The sequence below is a fragment of the Sphingomonas sp. PAMC 26621 genome (assembly GCF_000251145.1).
Lineage (GTDB): Bacteria > Pseudomonadota > Alphaproteobacteria > Sphingomonadales > Sphingomonadaceae > Sphingomonas.
Genome location: NZ_AIDW01000013.1, coordinates 21,290 through 35,699, shown reverse-complemented (window position 1 = coordinate 35,699; position 14,410 = coordinate 21,290). Strand labels below are relative to the sequence as shown.

Sequence of the window (14,410 nt, the reverse complement as noted above, 5' to 3'; positions counted from 1 at the left end):
TCCAGGAGAGACTATCATGGCCAACAAACTCGCGATCATCACCGGCGCATCGACCGGGATCGGCTTCGAACTCGCCACCATCGCGGCGAAGGACCGCTACGACCTGATCGTCGTCGCGAACGAAGCGCTGATCGATTCCGCCGCCGCCGACTTCAAGCAGTTCGGCACCGACGTCCAGTCGGTCAACGCCGACCTGTCGTCAATCGACGGCGTCGACCAGTTGCTCGATGCCACCGGGGGCCGTCAGGTCGACCTGCTGTGCGCCAATGCCGGGATCGGCACCGGCGGTGCGTTCCTCGATCAGGATGTCGCCAAGTGGCGGCGTTCGGTCGACACCAACATCACGGGCACGGTCTATCTTATCCAGCGTGTCCTCAAGGACATGGTCGCGCGCGACGACGGCAAGATCCTCGTCACCGGGTCGGTCGCAGGCTACATCCCGGGCGCGTTCAACGCGGTGTACAACGGCACAAAGGCGTTCGTGGACAACTGGACCGAGGCTTTGCGCAACGAGATCAAGGAGTCGAAGGGCGTCACGATCACGACGCTGATGCCGGGGCCGGTCGAGACGGAGTTCTTCGATCGCGCCGGCATGAACGACACCAGCGTCGGCCAGAGCGACAGCAAGAGCGACCCGGCCAAGGTCGCGAAGGACGGCTGGGACGCGTTGTTCGCGGGCAAGGGCAGCATCGTCTCGGGGCTGTCGAACAAGCTACAGGTTGCGGCCACAGGCGTCTTGCCCCCGTCGTTCGTCGCCGAGCAGCATCGCAAGATGGCCGAACCCGGCAGCGGTACGGAGTAACGTGCGTTGGCGGCTTCCCTCGGGGCGTAAGTGCCGGGGGTTAGCCGCTAAGCACTATCCCCGGTTAGCACTTCCCCGGCGAAGGCCGGGGCCCAGTCGAGGGCGGGTAATGGCGGGCACTGCGCTCTCTTACCGCCGACACCTCTACTGGGCCCCGGTCTCCGCCGGGAAAGCGTTTAAGGGGGGATCATCCCCCGTTAGTCCTCTTCGTCCCCGCCTTCCCCACGCTCGATCGTCCACACCTGCTCCCCCGAAACCGTATCCGGCACCGCGACCCCCGCCGCCGTCCGCGTCGGCCGATACCGCAGCTTCTCGATGATCAGGTCACACGTCGCCGCATCCAGCCGCCGGTTGCCGCTCGACCGGGTGATCCGACACGCCGTCACCCGCCCCTTCACCCCCACGTCGAACGCCATCTCGACCCGCCCAGCGACATGCGCTTCGTACAGATCGCGCGGCAGATCGCGGTAGCGCAGCTCGCCGCGGATCAGCTCGAGCGGGATCTCCCCGCCCCCGCCGCCATCGCCATCCCCACCGCGACCACTGCCCCGGCCATTGCCCTGCCCCCCGCTCCCCGTCCCCGGCCCGACCACAAGTGCCGCCCCCGCCTTCGAGTCGCTCCCCGGCCCGGCCACCGGCGCGACCACGATCGGCGGCGGCTTGGGCAGGCGGATGACCGGCGGCGGCGCAACGACTTCGGTCGGCTTGGCGGTCAGGTTCGGCGGTGCGGCCTCGGCCTCCTTGCGCTTCTCCGCCTTGCGTGGTGCGGGGATGACCTCTTTCTTCGGCGGTGGCGGTGCGGGCGGCAGCACCGAAAACGCCTTCATCTCCTCGACCACGCGCGTGCGGAAGTCGACCGACAGCCCCGTGACCAGCCCGTATCCGATCGCCACCACCAGCAACGCAGCACCCCCCGCCCCCTTGATCCGGTCGCCAGTCGCGGAAGCTTGGTAGGTCGTCATCAGGGGGTCGGGCTCCGCGGTCGTGGCCCCCTCAGATAGGGGTGACACCGTCCGAACGCACGGGTAGGTCGTCGCGACCATTCTCAGGAGATTCCCGATGCGCCCAAGCGGCCGTACCCCCGACCAGATGCGCAGCATCACGATCGAGCCGCGTTTCACGCGTCACGCCGAAGGATCGGTGCTGATCGGTTTTGGTGACACCAAGGTCCTCGTCACCGCCTCGATCGAGGAAAAGGTCCCGCCCTTCCTGCGCGGCAAGGGCGAAGGCTGGGTCACCGCCGAATATGGCATGCTCCCGCGCGCGACGCACACCCGCGGCAGCCGCGAAGCCGCCAAGGGCAAACAGTCCGGCCGGACGCAGGAAATCCAGCGCCTGATCGGGCGCAGCTTGCGCGCGGTCACCAACCTCAAGCTGCTCGGCGAGCGCCAGATCGTGCTCGATTGCGATGTGATCCAGGCGGATGGCGGCACGCGCACCGCGTCGATCTCGGGCGCCTGGGTCGCACTGCGGCTCGCGATCGACGGGCTGATGGCGAGCGGCAAGCTCACCGCCGACCCGCTGACGCAGAAGGTCGCGGCGGTTAGCTGCGGCATCTACAAGGGCACGCCGGTGCTCGACCTCGATTACGACGAGGATTCGAACGCCGACGCGGACGCCAATTTCGTCCTGCTCGAGAACGGCAACATCGCCGAAGTCCAGGCGACCGCCGAAGGCGCGACTTATGACGAGGAAGCGCTGCTCCGCCTGCTCCGTCTGGCGCGGATCGGCTGCACCGACATCTTCGCGGCACAGGCGCGCGCGGTCGCCAAGTGACGCCGACCCCGCAGGAGGGCGTGCCGCCCCAGGCGATCCGCAAGCTTGCCCCCGGCAAGCTGGTGATCGCCAGCCATAATGCGGGCAAGGTCCGTGAAATCGGCGCGCTGCTCGCCGAACACGGGATCGAGGCGATCTCCGCCGCCGATCTCGACCTGCCCGAGCCTGAGGAAACCGGCACGACCTTCGTCGCCAATGCCGAGCTGAAGGCGCTGCAGGCCGCCGACCTTTCGGGCCTCCCCGCGCTCGCCGATGACAGCGGACTGTGCGTCGAGGCGCTCGGCGGGGATCCGGGGGTCTACACCGCCAATTGGGCGGAGACGCCCAACGGGCGCGACTGGACGCTGGCGATGACCAAGGTCGAGGACGCGCTCGCCGCCAAGGGGCCTGACGCAAGCCGCAGCGCGCATTTCGTCTGCGTCCTCGCGCTCGCGTGGCCCGACGGGCACGTCCAGTGGTTCGAGGGCCGCGCCGAGGGTTCGCTCACCTGGCCGCCGCGCGGGGATGTCGGGTTCGGCTACGACCCGGTGTTCGTGCCCACCGGTGGCGAACAGACCTACGCCGAGATGGACCCCGCGCAGAAACACGCGATCAGCCACCGCGCCGCCGCCTTCGCGCAGATGACCGCGGCGGTGCTGTAGCGACGCGCACCGCGCGATCCCGACCGTCGGGGCGGTCGCCCACGCAAAAAACCCGGCGGTCGCCAGACCGCCGGGTTTTTCATTACCGTCCCGCCGAAACTCAGGCGAAGCTGAGCTTGGTCGAACGCTTGCGGTAGCGCAGGGCGGCGCCCATCAGGCCGAACCCGGCGAACATCATCGCCCAGGTCGCAGGCTCGGGCACCGCAGCGGTCACCGATGGCGTGAACTTCGCATAGACGTAACTGCCCAGCGTCGCGGTCGAGGCGTTCGCCGCGATCGAGGCGGGGACGCTGAAGTCGAGCGACGTGGTGAAGCTGTTGACCGCGTCGCCCGCCAGCACGACCCCGAAGCCCTGTGCGTACGGGATCAGGATGTTGCAGACAGCGCTGCTGGTGCAGCCGGCGGTCAGGTTCGGCCGGGTGTCGAACGCACCCGCTGCGCCGTTGATGAAGACCTGCGACAGCAACGCGTTGCTTGCCGTCATCGCGCTCGACAGGCTGGTGAAGGTGAAGTGGCTGGCGTTGCACGCACCGAAGACGCTGCCGCAGGTGCCATCCAGGAACGCGACGTCGTAGCTCTTGCCACCGATCTCGACGCCGGTCGCGCCGGTCAGCTTGCCCGCGCTGACGATCGGGGTTGCGGCCACGGCCGGCATCGCGACGAGGGCGCTGGCAAGCGCGGCGGCGGCATACAGGCCGTTGATCATCTTCATTGGTCACACCCCTTTTGATACTGGGCCGTCAACAGGCCGCTTGGTAAGAACGGGTGTATCGCCAACAAAAATCGTCATCAACGCGTCATAAGGGCCTGTTAACCAGCATCTGTTCCGAATCAGGAAGAGTAACGTTAATATCGCCGATATTGTTTGGCGGCTGCGTCAGCCGCTATTGGCTTTACCTTCGAACCAGATCGCATCGCCGATGTTAACCATGTCCGCCGGCCGAGCAACTCAACTGACGCGCTGGCCGACCACATTGCCCGGCGGCGAGTAACGGCACACCAGATAATCGTCCTGCGCGCTGCTCGCCATTGCGCAGCCGACGTGGGTCGTCGCGCGCCAGATGATCTGGGTGTAATGCGCGACATCCTCGCCGCGCCCGGTCCGGCTGAAATAGGGCGTCGCCGCATCGACGAAGTCCTTTTTCTCGGCGACCCACAGGTCGACCATCTCGCGATACGAATAGGCCCCGCGCGTTCCCCGGAACAGCGTCTCCCCCTCCCGGCCCGGTCCCATCGGCTGGTCGGCGTGGCGGAACCGTTCGGTTTCGGCCAGTTCGGCGGCATAGACCGCCGCGTCGGCGACGAGGGTCTCGTCCCATATCAGCGGCGGGGCACCGACTTCGGCGCGCGCATCGGCATGCCCGCCGAGCATCGCCGCGCGCAGCAGCGCCGCCCCGCGCGGATAATTGCCGATCTGGGTGCGCGGCTCGACCACGCGTTCTGGCTCCTGTGCCTGGCACGCCCCCACCGTCATCAGCGCGAGAACACCCACCGCGATCCGCCTTTTCAACCCCGTCAACCTTCCCACCATGCCCGTCTGCCGTCATAGCGCGGACAATGCCCGCCACGATCGATCCTACCCCGCCGCCGTTAGCGCTTTATGTGCACTGGCCGTTCTGCGTCTCGAAATGCCCGTATTGCGACTTCAACAGCCACGTCCGCGACGTGGTCGACCAGGACGCGTGGCGCAAGGCGCTGCTCGCCGACCTGAGGCACGAAGCCGATGCATTGCCCGGACGGCGGCTCGGCTCGATCTTCTTCGGCGGCGGCACGCCGTCGCTGATGCCCCCCGAGACGGTCGCGGCGGTGATCGATGCCGCCACCGCTTATTGGCCGCCCGAGCCCGACATCGAGATCACGCTCGAGGCCAACCCCTCCTCGGTCGAGGCGGCGCGCTTCGCGGATATTGCGCGGGCCGGGGTCAATCGCGTGTCGCTCGGGTTGCAGGCGCTCGACGACGACGCGCTCCGCTTCCTCGGCCGCGCGCATGACGTAACCGAGGGACTCGACGCGCTCGCCACCGCGCAGGCGGCGTTCGCGCGCGTCAGCTTCGACCTGATCTACGCGCGCCCCGGCCAGCGGATCGACGCGTGGGAAGCCGAGCTCGCGCGCGCGATCGCCTTCGGGACCGAGCATCTGTCGCTGTACCAGCTTACCATCGAACCGGGCACGCGCTTCGCGACCGAGGCGGCGGCGGGGCGGATCGTTATTCCGGACGGCGATTCCGCGGCGGATTTGTTCGAGGCAACGCGCGCGATGACCGCGGCGGCGGGATTGCCGGCATATGAAATCTCCAACCACGCGCGCCTTGGCGCGGAGAGCCGGCACAACCTCGTCTACTGGCGCTACCGCGATTACGCCGGGGTCGGTCCCGGCGCACACGGGCGACGCGGCGGACTCGCGACCGCGCGGCACAAGAAGCCCGAGAACTGGATCGGCGCGGTCGCGCGCAACGGACATGGCGCGCAGATCGAGGAACCGCTCGTCCCCGCCGACCGCGCGACCGAGGCGCTGCTGATGGGGCTGCGGCTGCGCGAAGGTGTCGATCTCGCGCGGATCGCGCGGTTGGGCGAGACGAGCGTCGACGGTCTGATCGATGCGTCCGCTGCGGAGCGGCTTGTCACGCTGGGACTGGTCGCGCGCGACGGCGACTGGATGGGGGTGACCGAAGCGGGGATGCTGCTGCTCGACGCGATCCTGCCGCTGGTGGTGCGAACGGCGTAGCGCGCAAATCAGGCGTGCCGGGGTGACGGACGCCTTGCCGCCACCCCGGTGCCCTGGATCAGAACCCGGTCGGCGCAGGCGACACCGTCACCGTCGTCCCGCTGCGAATCTCCTGCACTTCGAGCGCGCGCTCGGCCACGCTGTCGCGGCCGAAGCGGAACGCGCCGTCTATCCCGGCGAAACCGCCACGATCGCGCAACTTTTCCTCGGGGAACGCCGTGCCGATCGGCCAGTCACGCATGATGCGAATCGTCAGCAGCACCGAATCATAGCCGAGGCTCGACAGCCGAAACGGCGCCGAGCCGAACCGCGCACGATATTTGGCGGCATATTGCCGGTACAATCCGTCCGACACGCTCGCGAACCACGCACCGTTCAACGCAACCTTGCCCGCGATCGTGCTGTCCGAATTCCATAATTCGGTCCCGATGATCCGTGCGCCGCCCATGCCGTTGCGGCGCAGCACGGGAACTCCCGCCGCCGCCGCATTGCCGCCGTCGGCGATCAGCACTGCCTGATACGGCGCGCTCTTCGCCATCCGCGTGATCGCCGCGCTCATCGATCCGGTCACCCGGTCATAGGTCTGGAGCGACCCGACCCGGCCCCCGGCGGATTCCACCGCGCGCAGGAACGCGGTCGATGCGCGCTCGCCATACACCCCGTTGGGGACGAGCCCGCCGAAGCTGGTGACGCCGTGCGCCTTGGCATAATCGACCACGCGGCCGATCGACTGCGCGGGGACATAGCCCATCAGGTACACGCCGTTGCCCGCCGCGGTGGTGTCGTTCGAATAGCTCACCACCGGCACGTGCGCCTGCTTGGCGATCGGCGCGACCGCGCGGACGTCGTCGGCCAGCAGCGGCCCGAGAATCAACTGGTTGCCGTCCGCGAGCGCGCGCTGCGCGGCGGCGGCGGCGCCGGGGGCGGTATCATAGGTCGTGATCCGGACCGATTCGTTGCGCGAATCGAGCAACGCGAGCTGAGTCGCATTGGCGAGGCTCTGCCCCACCCCCGCATTGCTCCCGCTCAACGGGACGAGCAGCGCGACGCGGTGACGTGCGGTGTCCTTGGGGATGCCCTGCTCGAACACCGGCTGCTGCGGCTGGCTCGGCCCCGTCGGCGCGCGCGGGCGCGGCACCGGGCCGCGCGGGACCACCGTCTGGCACCCGCTGAGGACGATCGCACCCGCGACCAAGGAGGCCTGTCCCAGCCGCCTGATGCCGATGCGTCGTTGCATGTCCGTATCCCGCTCTGCCATGACCGTCCCTGATGACCAATGATCTATCCCCGGGCCTCTACATCGTTGCCACCCCCATCGGCAATCTCGGCGATCTGTCGCCGCGGGCGGCACATATCCTGAGCCATGCCGCTGTGATTGCGGTGGAAGACAGCCGCGTGACGGCGAAGCTGCTGCATCACATCGGGGTCAAGCGCCCGATGGTGCCGTATCACGACCACAATGCCGAGGAGGTCCGCCCCGGGCTGATCGCGCGGATGGGGACGGAGCCCGTCGCGCTCGTTTCGGATGCGGGGACGCCGCTGATCTCGGACCCGGGCTACAAGCTCGTCCGCGATGCGCGCGCGGCGGGGCATACGGTGTGGACGATTCCGGGGCCGTGCGCGGCGGTGGCGGCGCTGACGCTCGCGGGGTTGCCGACCGACCGCTTCCTGTTCGTCGGCTTCCTGCCCGCCAAGACGCAGGCGCGCGCGACCGCGATCGCTGAGATCGCGACGATCCGCGCGACGCTGGTGCTGTATGAATCCGGCCCGCGGCTTGGCGTCACGCTCGCAGCACTCGCGGAGGGGCTCGGCGACCGCGAGGCGGCGGTCACGCGCGAGATCACCAAGCATTTCGAGGAAGCGGTGACGGGCACGCTGTCGATGCTCGCCGCGCGCTATGCCGATGCGCCGCCCAAGGGCGAGATCGTTGTGGTCGTCGCCCCGCCGGGCGCGCCCGAGGCGGCGAGCGCAGAGGATGCCGACACCGCGCTGACCGAGGCGTTGACGCGCCTCTCGACCGGACAGGCGGCGAGCGAGGTCGCCAAGAAGCTCGGGCTGGATCGCAAGTCGCTGTATGCGCGCGCACTGGAATTGAAGGCGTGAGAGATCGCCGCGTCGCCGAAGCTGCCGGGCGACGGGGCGAACGGCTCGCGGGATGGTGGCTGCGGCTCCACGGCTGGGAAATCCTCGCGCGGCGCGTGCGGACGCCGGCGGGCGAGATCGATCTGGTCGCGCGCAAGGACCGGCTGGTGGCGTTCGTCGAGGTCAAGCAGCGCAAGACTGCCGCCGCGCTCGACTACGCGATCGACGAGCGGCGGCTGGCGCGGGTCGCGGCGGCGGCGGAAGTGCTGATGCCGCGGTTCGCGGGGCCAGGCGACGACATCCGCGTCGACGTGCTGCTGCTCGCGCCGGGGGTGCGGCCGCGGCATATCGAGAATGCGTGGATCGGGTAAACCCCTCCCGTCACAGCAGAGCGGTCCGGGGTGACACGGTGCGATCGACCCCCTATCTGCGCCGGGGTGACGGAACAGTCCCCGACGGAGTTACGATCAATGAGCCTGACAGTCGCCGTCCAGATGGACCCCATCGCTTCCATCAACATCACGGGCGATTCGACCTTCGCGCTGATGCTGTCGGCGCAGCAGCGCGGGCACAAGCTGTTCCACTACACCGCCGAGGCGCTCAACTATTCGAACGGCCGGGTCTGGGCGAAGGCTGAGCCGGTCACGGTCCAGCGTGTCCAGGGCAACCATTTCACGCTCGGCGACCCCGTGAACCTCGACCTGGGCGACGAAGCCGACGTCGTGCTGATGCGGCAGGATCCGCCGTTCGACCTCGGCTATATCACCGCGACGCACCTGCTCGAGCGGATCGCGGGACGGACCCTGGTGGTCAACGACCCCGCACAGGTCCGCAACGCGCCCGAAAAGGTGTTCGTGCTCGATTACGCGCAGTTCATGCCGCCGACGCTGATCACGCGCTCGCTCGACGAGGCGCGCAAGTTCCTCGCCGAGCATAAGGAAATCGTGATCAAGCCGCTCCACGGCAACGGCGGCAAGGCGATCTTCAAGGTCGGCAGCGACGGCGCGAACCTGTCCGCGCTGATCGAGGTCTTCAACACCATGTGGCGCGAACCGCACATGGTGCAGGCATTCCTTCCTGACGTCGCGAAGGGCGACAAGCGGATCGTGCTGGTCGACGGCGAGGTCGCAGGCGCGATCAACCGCTTGCCGGGCGAAGGCGAGATCCGCTCCAACCTCGCGGTTGGCGGGTCCGCGGTGAAAACCGAGCTGACTGACAAAGAGCGCGAGATCTGCGCGGTGCTCGGGCCGGAGCTCAAGAAACGCGGGTTGCTGTTCGTCGGGATCGACGTGATCGGCGGCGAGTGGCTGACCGAGATCAACGTCACCTCCCCCACCGGCATCGTCGCGATCGAGCGGTTCAACGGGACCGATGTCGCGGGGATGATCTGGGACGCGATCGAACGCAAGGTCGCGGGCTGACCGCCCGTCCGCGATGACCGAGCTGATCATCGATCTCACCGCCTGGGGCGGCTATTTCGGCATTTTCCTGCTGATGGTGCTGGAGAACGTCTTCCCGCCGATCCCGTCCGAGGTCATCATGGGGCTCGGCGGGATTGCGGTCGCGCGCGGGCAGATGGGCCTCGTCCCGCTGATCGTCGCCGGGACCGCGGGGACGGTCGCGGGGAATTACTTCTGGTACGCCATCGGCTACCGGCTCGGCTATCACCGGCTGCGCCCGTTCATCGACCGGCATGGCCGCTGGCTGACGCTCGACTGGCAGCATGTCGAGCAGCTCGAGGCGTTCTTTCGGGCGCGCGGGCAATGGGTCGTGTTCGTGTTCCGCTTCATGCCCGCGTTCCGGACGATGGTGTCGCTCCCCGCCGGCATGGCGCGGATGCCGCACCTGCGCTTCATCCTGTGGACGGCGGCCGGGTCGGCGATCTGGAACACGGGGCTCGCCTGGGCTGGCTATTATCTCGGCGCGAATTTCCGCGAACTCGATGCGTATATCGGCCCGGCGGCGGTCGCGCTGACGGTCGCGATCGTGGTCGGCTACATCTGGCGGCTGCTGACGTGGAAACCGCGCGGCTGATCGTACCATTGTTGCACTGCGGTAGTAATCGCGGGATGCGCTACCCATCTGCCGATCAGCGCGGGCTGATCGTCCGCTGGAGTAGACACTATGAACATCCTGATCGTCCTCACCTCGCATGACCAGCTCGGCGACACCGGCGCCAAGACCGGCTTCTGGCTCGAGGAGCTTGCCGCGCCTTATTATGTTTTGAAGCAGGCGGGTGCCACGCTGACGCTCGCCTCCCCCAAGGGTGGCCAGCCGCCGCTCGACCCCAAGTCCGCCGACGAGAGCGCCAAGACCGACGACACGCGCCGGTTCGAGGCTGATGCCGAAGCCAAGGCGCAGCTCGCCAGCACGGTGCGGCTCGACTCGGTCAAGATCGAGGACTTCGACGCGGTCTTCTATCCCGGCGGCCACGGTCCGCTGTGGGATCTGGCGGAGGACTCGACCTCGCGCGCGCTGATCGAAGGCGCGATCGCCGCCGACAAGCCGGTCGCTCTGGTGTGTCACGCACCGGGCGTGCTCCGCCACGTGCAGGCAGCCGACGGCAAGCCACTGGTCGCAGGCAAGAAGGTCACGGGCTTCACCAACACCGAGGAAGCTGCGGTCGGGCTGACCGACGTGGTGCCGTTCCTGGTCCAGGACATGCTGACCGCGGCGGGTGGCGTCTACTCCAAGACCGACGACTGGGGCGTCCATGTCGTGCGCGACGGGCTGCTGATCACCGGGCAGAACCCGGCGTCGTCCGCCGCCGCAGCGCAGGCGCTGGTCGAGGCGCTGCGCTAAACGTTCGTCAGCGGTAGCGTTCCGCGCCGCTCCCCGTCACCCCGGCCTGCGCCGGGGTGACGGGCATTATGCGCGCGGATGCGCGTTGCGATAGACGTCGAGCAGATGCGCCGCGTCGACCTGCGTATAGATCTGCGTCGAGCTCAGGCTCGCATGCCCCAGCAACTCCTGCAACGCGCGCAAATCCGCCCCGCGCCCGAGCAGATGCGTCGCGAACGAATGCCGCAGCGCGTGCGGCGTCGTCCGATCTGGCAATTGCAGCCGCACCCGTGCCCGCTGCACCGCGCGCCGCACCATCCGCGGCGAGAGCGGGCCGCCCTTCGCCCCGCGAAACAGTTCGGCATCGCGCGCGGTGCCATAGGGGCACAGCGCGACATACGCCTCGATCGCCGCGCGCACCTGCGGCAACAGCGGGACGATCCGCGTCTTGTCGCGCTTGCCCGTGACGACCAGCGTCGCGCCGAGCGGCAACGCCGCGCCGGTCAGCCCGAGCGCCTCCGCGACGCGCAGCCCGGCGCCGTACAGCAGCAGGAGCACCGCGAAATCGCGCGCGCCGATCCACGGCTCATCCGGATCTTCGGATACGTCCTCCGCGAGCGCGACCGCCTCGGCGGGGGAGATCGGGCGCGGCACGCCCTTGGCGACGCGCGGACCTTTCAAGCGCGGCGTGGTGCCCGCGCCGGTGACGTGATCGAGGAACCCCCGCACCGCCGACAGTTCGCGCGCCGCCGAGGCATTGCCGATCCCCTCCCCGCGCCGCGCGGCGAGGAAGGCGCGCAGGTCGGCGGTGGTGACGCGCGCGAGTACGGCCTGGTCGATCGCTTCGCCCCAATGGGTCTGGAGAAAGCCGCACAGCCGGACTGCGGTCGCTTCATAAGCGCGCACGGTGTGTGGGGAGCGCCTGCGGTCGCGCGCGAGATGCTCGGCATAGGCGCGGGGAAGGTCGCTCATGGAGTGGGTGTAGCGGATGTAGCCCGACAAGAGAATCCGCTTCTTCTTCCTTAAGCCCCTCCCCTTCAGGGGAGGGGTTGGGGTGGGGAAGTCCAGCAGAGCTCTGCTGTCTGTGAGACACAGCCCCACCCCCAACCCCTCCCCTGAAGGGGAGGGGCTTGAGAAGAAGAACACCCCCCTGAAGGTAAGGGGCGAAAGGAGAAGCCCCCCTTTGCGCCCGCCCCCGCAACCCGCCATATACCCCATATGTCCCGCGCCCGCGTCCTCGTCCTCAACTCGGCCCTCGGCCCGCTGGATTATCGCGTGCCCCACGGCATGCACGTCGAACCCGGCTCGATCGTCGTCGCGCCGCTCGGCCCGCGCCAGTTGCTCGGCGTGGTGTGGGAAAGCGAGCATATGCCGTCCGATGCCGAGGTCGGCGACAATCGCCTGCGCAACCTCGTCAGCGTCTTGCCCGTCCCCCCGCTCGCCGCGCCCTTGCGGCGGCTGGTCGAATGGACCGCGGATTATTATCTCGCCTCGCCCGCGTCGGTGGTGCGGATGGCGCTCGCCTCCACGTCCGCGCTGGAAGGCGCGAAGACGATCGTCGAATATCGCGCGACCGGCACCCTCCCCGATCGCCTCACCCCACAGCGCGAGCAAGCGATCGAGCGGATCGGCACGACCCAGGGCCTGATCCGCGAACTCGCCGCAATCGCCGAAGTCTCCGACGCGGTGATCCGCGGGCTGGTCAAGGTCGGCGCGCTGGAAGCGGTCGAGGTCGACATCGACAGCCCCTTCCCGCGCCCCGACCCCGCCTTCGCCGCACCCGCGCTCTCCGCCGACCAGCGCGCCGCCTCGGGCGCGCTCGTCGCAGACGTCGCCGCAAAGGCGTTCAAGCCCACCCTGCTCGACGGCGTGACCGGCTCGGGCAAGACCGAGGTCTATTTCGAAGCGGTCGCCGAAGCGATCCGCGAGAACCGCCAGTCGCTCGTCCTGCTGCCCGAGATCGCGCTGACCGAACCGTTCCTCAAGCGCTTCGCCGCGCGCTTCGGGGTGCAGCCGGTCGCGTGGCACTCGGGGCTGCGCTCGTCGCAGCGCCGTCGCGCGTGGCGCGCGATCGCGAGCGGCCAGGCGCTGGTCACCGTCGGCGCGCGCTCGGCGCTGTTCCTCCCTTATGCCAATCTCGGGCTGATCGTCGTCGACGAAGCGCATGAGACGAGCTTCAAGCAGGAGGAAGGCGTTCATTATCACGCGCGCGACGTCGCAGTGATGCGCGGCAAGTTCGAGCAGATCCCGGTCGTGCTCGCCTCCGCCACCCCCGCGATCGAGACGCGGCAACAAGTCGCCAACGGGCGCTATGCCGAGGTCAAGCTTCCCGGCCGCTGGGGCGCTGCCGAAATGCCGTCGATCCAGGCGCTCGACCTGATTGCCGACCCGCCCGAGCGCGGCCGCTGGATCGCGCCCAAGCTCGTCACCGCGATCGGCGAGACGCTCGCGCGGCGCGAGCAGGTGCTGCTGTTCCTCAACCGACGCGGCTATGCGCCGCTGACCTTGTGCCGGACCTGCGGCCACCGCTTCCAATGCCCCAATTGCACCGCGTGGATGGTCGAGCACCGGCTCGTCCGCCGCCTTGCCTGTCATCACTGCGGGCATACCGAGCCGGTCCCGCGCGTCTGCCCCGAATGCCAGAATGAGGACACGCTTGCGGCGGTCGGCCCGGGGGTCGAGCGGATCGCGGACGAGGTCGCGGCGATGTTCCCCGATGCCAAGACCGCGGTCGTCACCTCGGACACCATGGGGTCCCCCGCCAAGGCCGCCGAATTCGTCGCGCGGATGGAAGCGCATGACATCGACATCGTGGTCGGCACGCAATTGGTGACCAAGGGCTATCACTTCCCCAATCTGACGTTGGTGGGGGTGATCGACGCCGACCTCGGGCTCGACGGCGGCGATCTGCGCGCGAGCGAGCGAACCTTTCAGCAGATCATGCAGGTGGCGGGCCGCGCCGGGCGCGGGGCGAAGCCGGGGCATGTCTTCATCCAGACGCACAGCCCCGACGCGAGCGTGATGCGCGCCCTGGTGTCGGGCGATGCGGAAGCGTTCTACGCCGCCGAGACCGAACATCGCCGCGAGGCGGGCGCGCCGCCGTTTGGGCGGTTCGCGGGGATCGTCATCTCGAGCGAGGACCAGGGCGCGGCGCTGGAGACCGCGCGCGCGATCGGGCGGTCCGCGCCGACGCATGAGGCGATGGAGGTTTACGGCCCCGCGCCTGCGCCGCTCGCGATGCTGCGCGGGCGGCATCGCTATCGGTTGCTGGTCCATGCGCGGCGCGCGTTCGACGTGCAGGACATGTTGCGCGAGTGGCTAGGCGGGGTGGACTGGCCGTCCAAGGTGCGCGTGGTGGTGGACGTCGATCCGTACAGCTTCGTGTGACGGAAGGTTACCAGCTATATCTCCACCGGTTACTTCAGCGAAGGATAGCGTTCGGCACACCGTCCGTCATCCTGAACTCGTTTCAGGATCCAGCCCTCCGCGAGTCCGGACTGTGCTTGTTGCACGGTGGATGCTGAAACACGTTCAGTATGACGGCAGCCTTTGGGGCGAAGGGTGACGATAAACCTTCGAGCGCCTTCTTGCAGAGGTCTCGCGA

15 protein-coding genes are annotated in these 14,410 nt (G+C 68.5%); 10 read left to right on the top strand and 5 right to left on the bottom strand.

The genetic code is table 11. From position 1 onward, the window contains the following. Positions 1–16: 16 nt before the first annotated feature. The gene (locus RI03_RS06180) at positions 17–802 is read left to right on the top strand and encodes an SDR family NAD(P)-dependent oxidoreductase (protein WP_010215961.1); all 786 of its coding nucleotides are present in this window, start codon (positions 17–19) and stop codon (positions 800–802) included. Positions 803–999: 197 nt separating this feature from the next. On the opposite strand, the gene RI03_RS06175 is transcribed toward RI03_RS06180, so the two are convergent. After that, positions 1,000–1,764 carry an energy transducer TonB gene (locus RI03_RS06175; RefSeq protein ID WP_010215960.1) on the bottom strand — a complete coding sequence of 255 codons (765 nt, stop codon included), beginning with the start codon at positions 1,762–1,764 and terminating at the stop codon, positions 1,000–1,002. A 97-nt stretch (positions 1,765–1,861) separates the two neighbouring features. Between RI03_RS06175 and rph the strand changes: the two genes are divergently transcribed. Both rph and rdgB read left to right on the top strand, forming a co-directional pair. Continuing rightward, positions 1,862–2,578 (top strand): ribonuclease PH, encoded by a 717-nt coding sequence (gene rph, locus RI03_RS06170; RefSeq protein ID WP_010215959.1) that lies wholly within the window; start codon positions 1,862–1,864, stop codon positions 2,576–2,578. Beyond that, positions 2,575–3,219 (top strand): RdgB/HAM1 family non-canonical purine NTP pyrophosphatase, encoded by a 645-nt coding sequence (rdgB, locus tag RI03_RS06165; protein WP_010162928.1) that lies wholly within the window; start codon positions 2,575–2,577, stop codon positions 3,217–3,219. Before rph ends, rdgB begins: the two co-directional genes overlap by 4 nt. A gap of 100 nt (positions 3,220–3,319) precedes the next feature. On the opposite strand, the gene RI03_RS06160 is transcribed toward rdgB, so the two are convergent. Both RI03_RS06160 and RI03_RS06155 read right to left on the bottom strand, forming a co-directional pair. Continuing rightward, entirely contained in the window at positions 3,320–3,931 is a 612-nt protein-coding gene (locus tag RI03_RS06160) for a PEPxxWA-CTERM sorting domain-containing protein (protein WP_010215958.1), read from the bottom strand. 237 nt (positions 3,932–4,168) lie between these two features. Further along, positions 4,169–4,750, bottom strand: a complete 582-nt coding sequence (locus RI03_RS06155; protein ID WP_051007237.1) for a CAP domain-containing protein — start codon at positions 4,748–4,750, stop codon at positions 4,169–4,171. Between the two features lie 26 nt (positions 4,751–4,776). Here RI03_RS06155 and hemW point away from each other — a divergent pair, with 26 nt between their 5' ends. After that, positions 4,777–5,943: a radical SAM family heme chaperone HemW gene (hemW, locus tag RI03_RS06150; RefSeq protein WP_010215955.1), complete on the top strand. Its 1,167-nt coding sequence runs from the start codon at positions 4,777–4,779 to the stop codon at positions 5,941–5,943. A gap of 58 nt (positions 5,944–6,001) precedes the next feature. Here hemW and RI03_RS06145 read toward each other — a convergent pair whose 3' ends face one another. Beyond that, on the bottom strand, positions 6,002–7,180 hold the full coding sequence (locus tag RI03_RS06145) for a penicillin-binding protein activator (protein ID WP_010215954.1): 1,179 nt from the start codon (positions 7,178–7,180) through the stop codon (positions 6,002–6,004). A 32-nt stretch (positions 7,181–7,212) separates the two neighbouring features. Here RI03_RS06145 and rsmI point away from each other — a divergent pair, with 32 nt between their 5' ends. The 5 genes from rsmI (at position 7,213) to RI03_RS06120 (ending at position 10,827) form a co-directional block, all read left to right on the top strand. Continuing rightward, positions 7,213–8,046: a 16S rRNA (cytidine(1402)-2'-O)-methyltransferase gene (gene rsmI, locus RI03_RS06140; RefSeq protein ID WP_010215952.1), complete on the top strand. Its 834-nt coding sequence runs from the start codon at positions 7,213–7,215 to the stop codon at positions 8,044–8,046. Beyond that, positions 8,043–8,396: a YraN family protein gene (locus RI03_RS06135; RefSeq protein ID WP_010215951.1), complete on the top strand. Its 354-nt coding sequence runs from the start codon at positions 8,043–8,045 to the stop codon at positions 8,394–8,396. The genes rsmI and RI03_RS06135 overlap by 4 nt, the downstream gene beginning before the upstream one ends. Before the next feature lie 99 nt (positions 8,397–8,495). Continuing rightward, positions 8,496–9,446, top strand: coding sequence for a glutathione synthase (gene gshB, locus RI03_RS06130; RefSeq protein WP_010215950.1), 951 nt, complete (start codon positions 8,496–8,498; stop codon positions 9,444–9,446). A 13-nt stretch (positions 9,447–9,459) separates the two neighbouring features. Further along, a complete protein-coding gene (locus RI03_RS06125) occupies positions 9,460–10,059 on the top strand; it encodes a DedA family protein (protein ID WP_010215949.1) in 600 nt (199 codons plus the stop codon). Positions 10,060–10,149: 90 nt separating this feature from the next. Then, positions 10,150–10,827 (top strand): type 1 glutamine amidotransferase domain-containing protein, encoded by a 678-nt coding sequence (locus tag RI03_RS06120; protein WP_010215948.1) that lies wholly within the window; start codon positions 10,150–10,152, stop codon positions 10,825–10,827. 66 nt (positions 10,828–10,893) lie between these two features. Here RI03_RS06120 and RI03_RS06115 read toward each other — a convergent pair whose 3' ends face one another. Continuing rightward, positions 10,894–11,778 (bottom strand): tyrosine recombinase XerC, encoded by an 885-nt coding sequence (locus RI03_RS06115; protein ID WP_010215946.1) that lies wholly within the window; start codon positions 11,776–11,778, stop codon positions 10,894–10,896. A gap of 246 nt (positions 11,779–12,024) precedes the next feature. On the opposite strand from RI03_RS06115, the gene RI03_RS06110 reads away from it, so the two are divergent. Further along, a complete protein-coding gene (locus RI03_RS06110; RefSeq protein ID WP_026046495.1) occupies positions 12,025–14,193 on the top strand; it encodes a primosomal protein N' in 2,169 nt (722 codons plus the stop codon). Positions 14,194–14,410 lie beyond the last annotated feature (217 nt).

Bases quoted from the DNA above. Each gene is read 5' to 3' on its own strand.
- RI03_RS06155 (WP_051007237.1), bottom strand. From the start codon at position 4,750: ATGGTGGGAAGGTTGACGGGGTTGAAAAGGCGGATCGCGGTGGGTGTT.
- RI03_RS06110 (WP_026046495.1), top strand. From the start codon at position 12,025: ATGTCCCGCGCCCGCGTCCTCGTCCTCAACTCGGCCCTCGGCCCGCTG.
- RI03_RS06160 (WP_010215958.1), bottom strand. From the start codon at position 3,931: ATGAAGATGATCAACGGCCTGTATGCCGCCGCCGCGCTTGCCAGCGCC.
- RI03_RS06145 (WP_010215954.1), bottom strand. From the start codon at position 7,180: ATGCAACGACGCATCGGCATCAGGCGGCTGGGACAGGCCTCCTTGGTC.
- RI03_RS06125 (WP_010215949.1), top strand. From the start codon at position 9,460: ATGACCGAGCTGATCATCGATCTCACCGCCTGGGGCGGCTATTTCGGC.
- rph (WP_010215959.1), top strand. From the start codon at position 1,862: ATGCGCCCAAGCGGCCGTACCCCCGACCAGATGCGCAGCATCACGATC.
- gshB (WP_010215950.1), top strand. From the start codon at position 8,496: ATGAGCCTGACAGTCGCCGTCCAGATGGACCCCATCGCTTCCATCAAC.
- RI03_RS06175 (WP_010215960.1), bottom strand. From the start codon at position 1,764: ATGACGACCTACCAAGCTTCCGCGACTGGCGACCGGATCAAGGGGGCG.
- rsmI (WP_010215952.1), top strand. From the start codon at position 7,213: ATGACCAATGATCTATCCCCGGGCCTCTACATCGTTGCCACCCCCATC.
- RI03_RS06115 (WP_010215946.1), bottom strand. From the start codon at position 11,778: ATGAGCGACCTTCCCCGCGCCTATGCCGAGCATCTCGCGCGCGACCGC.
- hemW (WP_010215955.1), top strand. From the start codon at position 4,777: ATGCCCGCCACGATCGATCCTACCCCGCCGCCGTTAGCGCTTTATGTG.
- RI03_RS06120 (WP_010215948.1), top strand. From the start codon at position 10,150: ATGAACATCCTGATCGTCCTCACCTCGCATGACCAGCTCGGCGACACC.
- RI03_RS06180 (WP_010215961.1), top strand. From the start codon at position 17: ATGGCCAACAAACTCGCGATCATCACCGGCGCATCGACCGGGATCGGC.